At 41.7% G+C, this 4,272-nt stretch carries 3 protein-coding genes and 1 pseudogene; all 4 read left to right on the top strand.

Features of this window, described 5'->3' with window-relative positions:
• Nucleotides 1-152 (top strand): annotated as a pseudogene (locus tag Q0338_RS06335) (50S ribosomal protein L1); the annotation flags it as partial.
• A 110-nt stretch (nt 153-262) separates the two neighbouring features.
• Nucleotides 263-745: a 50S ribosomal protein L10 gene (gene rplJ / locus Q0338_RS06340; protein ID WP_002947610.1), complete on the top strand. Its 483-nt coding sequence runs from the start codon at nt 263-265 to the stop codon at nt 743-745.
• Between the two features lie 17 nt (nt 746-762).
• Nucleotides 763-1,140: a 50S ribosomal protein L7/L12 gene (rplL, locus tag Q0338_RS06345; protein WP_004322126.1), complete on the top strand. Its 378-nt coding sequence runs from the start codon at nt 763-765 to the stop codon at nt 1,138-1,140.
• Nucleotides 1,141-1,249: 109 nt separating this feature from the next.
• Nucleotides 1,250-4,272 (top strand): DNA-directed RNA polymerase subunit beta (gene rpoB, locus Q0338_RS06350; RefSeq protein WP_298086027.1); only part of this gene is annotated, 3,023 nt, incomplete at its 3' end.

The following is a 4,272-nucleotide window of genomic DNA, read 5'->3' on the forward strand; positions in this document are numbered from 1 at the left end:
AATTAAACGATAATATTTCAACTCTTATCAAAGCGGTAAATAGACAAAAACCTGCGGCAGCAAAAGGTAGATATATTAAGAGTGCTGCTTTATCATTAACTATGAGCCCTTCTGTTCTACTTGAGACTCAAGAGCTTATGGATCTACGCTAATTTTTAGCTAATAAATTTTTATCTTAGATTGGAGATAGCAGAGGCTTTTGCTTAATCGCGCTTTTATGCCGCTCTGCTTGAAATCACTAGTCGGAAAGGAGAAAAACTAGATGACGAGAAATGAAAAATCTGAAATAATCAGTAAACTTGAAGCTGAATTTAAAGAAAATGAAGCGATTATAGTTTGCGATTATCGCGGTCTTAGTACTAAAAAACTTGAAGCATTAAGAGATGCGGCTAGAGTTTTAAACGTAAAAGTTCAAATCGTAAAAAATACTCTTGCAAATATCGCTCTTAATAACGTTGAAAAGTCTGGTATGGTCTTAAAAGATACAAATATCTTTATCTGGGGCGATCAGCTTTCAGCTACTAAAGTTGCGGCTAAATTTGAAGAAACCAACAGCGAACTATTTAAAATCAAAACCGCTCATATCGATGGCGAAGTTGCAAGTGTCGAGAAGGTCAAGGCTCTATCTAAGATGCCTAGCCGTGATGAGTTGCTTGCTATGCTTTTGCAAGTTTGGAATGCGCCTATCCAAAATTTCACTATTGGACTAAATGCGCTTAAAGAAAAAAAAGAAAAATCAGCATAATATAAAAAGGATAAAAAATGGCAATTACTAAAGAGGACGTATTAGAATTTATCTCTAATCTTTCAGTATTAGAGCTAAGCGAACTAGTAAAAGAATTTGAAGAGAAATTCGGCGTAAGCGCTGCTCCGGTAATGGTAGCAGGCGGCGCAGTAGCAGGCGGCGCAGCCGATGCAGCTGAAGAGAAAACAGAATTTAATGTTGTTCTAGTTGACGGCGGCGACAAGAAAATCAACGTTATTAAAGTTGTTCGCGCTCTTACAGGCCTTGGCCTTAAAGAGGCTAAAGACGCAGTTGAGCAAACTCCTTCTGTTATCAAAGAGGGCGTTAGCAAAGACGAGGCTGAAGCAGCTAAAAAAGAGCTTGAAGAAGCTGGCGCTAAAGTCGAACTTAAATAATTTCACTTATTTTTACAAAGGAGGCGACGCCTCCTTATTTAATTTTTACAAAGATGCCGCAGACGTGCGGTTATTTACTTTCTTTCAAACTTATACCATGAGGTAGAATATGCTAAATAGTTTATACTCAGGAAATCGTCTTAGGGTTGATTTTTCAAATGTTGCCAAAGAGATCGATGTTCCTAACCTGCTACAATTACAAAAAAAGAGTTTTGACCAGTTTTTAAACGTAGATAAAAATCAAGGCGAAAGCGGTATAGAAAAAGTTTTCAAATCAATATTTCCTATACACGATCCACAAAACCGCTTAAGCTTGGAATACGTAAGCTCTGAAATCGGAAAACCAAAATATACGATCAGAGAGTGTATGGAGCGCGGGCTTACTTATTCTGTAAATTTAAAAATGAAAATAAGGCTGATCGTTCATGAAAGAGATGAAAAAACAGGCGAGAAGATCGGCATAAAAGATATAAAAGAGCAAGAAATTTTCGTTCGCGAAATTCCTTTGATGACGGATAGAATTTCATTTATTATTAACGGCGTCGAGCGCGTCGTGGTTAATCAGCTTCACAGAAGTCCCGGCGTTATCTTTAAAGAAGAAGAAAGTCCGACTGTCGTAAACAAACTAATTTACACCGCTCAGATTATCCCGGATCGCGGCAGTTGGCTATATTTCGAGTATGATACTAAAGACGTACTCTACGTTCGCATAAATAAGCGCAGAAAAGTACCGGTAACTATCCTATTTAGGGCGCTTGGGTATAAAAAACAAGATATTATCAAGTTATTTTATCCTATACAAACTTTAACAATAAAAGATAATAAATTTTTGACGCCTTTTAATCCAGATGATTATCAGGGCAGGGTTGAATACGATATAAAAGATGAAGAGGGTAACGTTTTACACGAGGCTGGTAAAAGACTAACCAAGAAAAAGGCTGATAAAATCATCGCTGACGGCGTCAAATTTGTCGAATATCCGACTGAAATTTTGGTAAATAGGTTTTTAGCTCACCCGGTTATCGATAAAAACAGCGGCGAGGTGCTTTATGATACTCTTGCACAGCTTGATGAAAATAAATTGGTTAAAATTTTGGCTGATCAAGAGAGTATCGAGATAGCAAACGACCTGGCTGCAGGCGTGGATGATGCGATCATAAATTCATTTATCGCCGATAACGAGACGCTCAAACTACTACGTCAAACCGAAAACGTCGATGACGAAAACGATCTTGCGGCGATAAGAATTTATAAAGTTATGCGTCCCGGCGAACCGGTAGTTAAAGACGCTGCTCGCGCTTTCGTAAACGATCTATTCTTTAATCCTGAAAGATATGATTTGACGGGAGTCGGTCGTATGAAAATGAACCACAAGCTAGCGCTTGAGGTGCCTGAATACGTAACGGTTTTGACCAACGAAGACATTATAAAAACGGCAAAATATTTGATAAAGGTCAAAAACGGACAAGGACATATCGACGATCGCGATCACCTCGGCAACCGTCGTATACGCTCTATCGGCGAGCTTTTGGCAAACGAGCTTCACCTAGGCTTTGTAAAAATGCAAAAGGCTATCAGAGATAAATTTACGACGCTGGGTAATACCGAAGAGATTATGCCTTACGATTTGGTTAATCCAAAAATGATAACCACGACCATAATGGAATTTTTCACCGGCGGTCAGTTGAGCCAGTTTATGGATCAGACTAACCCGCTTAGTGAAGTTACGCATAAGCGCAGACTTTCGGCGCTGGGTGAGGGCGGTCTCGTAAAAGATAGAGCCGGCTTTGAGGTGCGCGACGTTCACCCAACTCACTACGGCAGAATTTGCCCGGTAGAGACTCCGGAAGGTCAAAATATCGGTCTTATAAACACGCTTTCTACTTATGCAAAGGTAAATAACCTCGGTTTCGTCGAAGCTCCGTATAAAAAAGTCGTAGACGGCAAGGTAACCGATGAAATCGTTTATCTAACGGCGACTCAAGAGGAAAATTTGGTTATCGCTCCGGCTTCTACCGCGCTTGATGAAAGCGGCTATATAGTAGAGGACTTGATCGAGGCCAGACAAGACGGCGAGATGATACTGGCTAAACGCGAGGACGTTAAGCTAATCGACCTTTGCTCCGGCATGATAGCCGGCGTTGCGGCATCGCTTATTCCGTTTTTGGAGCATGACGACGCAAACCGTGCCCTCATGGGATCAAACATGCAGCGCCAAGCAGTGCCGTTACTTCGTTCGTCCGCTCCTATCGTAGGTACGGGTATGGAGAGTACCGTAGCTCGCGACGCATGGGAAGCCATCAAGGCTAGACGCGCTGGAGTAGTCGAAAAGGTGGATAATAAAAACATCTTTATCCTCGGCGAAGACGAGGCAGGTCCATATATCGATCACTACTCAATGGAGAAAAATTTAAGAACCAACCAAAATACAACCTTCTCTCAGCATCCTATCGTCAAAAAAGGCAAAAAAGTAGCGGCTGGGCAGATCATCGCCGACGGTCCGTCTATGGAGCGCGGCGAGCTGGCTATCGGTAAAAATGCGCTGATAGCTTTCATGCCGTGGAACGGCTATAACTATGAGGACGCGATCGTGATCAGCGAAAAAATGATCCGAGAGGATGCGTTTACGAGCGTGCATATTTATGAAAAAGAGATCGAAGCCCGCGAGCTAAAAGACGGCGTAGAAGAGATCACTAAGGATATCCCGAATATCAAAGAGGAAGATTTGCTTCATCTAGATGATAGCGGCATAATAAAAATCGGCACGCAGGTAAAACCCGGCATGATCCTAGTCGGCAAGGTTTCTCCAAAAGGCGAGGTTAAGCCGACGCCTGAGGAGCGCTTGCTTCGCGCGATTTTCGGAGAAAAAGCCGGCCACGTGGTAAATAAATCCCTTTATGCGACTGCGTCAATGGAAGGCGTCGTCGTAGACGTTAAAATTTTTACCAAAAAAGGCCACGAAAAAGATAATCGTTCAAATAAAGTTTATGAAGAAGAAAAGGCGGCTTTTGAAAAAGAACACCATGATAGGCTCTTAATGCTAGACCGCGAAGAGATGCTAAAAGTATGCGCTCTGCTTTGCAAAACGCCTTTGAGCTCCGCTCAAACTATCGGTAAAAAAACCTATAAAAA

It is taken from the genome of uncultured Campylobacter sp., assembly GCF_938018145.1.
Taxonomy (GTDB): Bacteria; Campylobacterota; Campylobacteria; order Campylobacterales; family Campylobacteraceae; genus Campylobacter_A.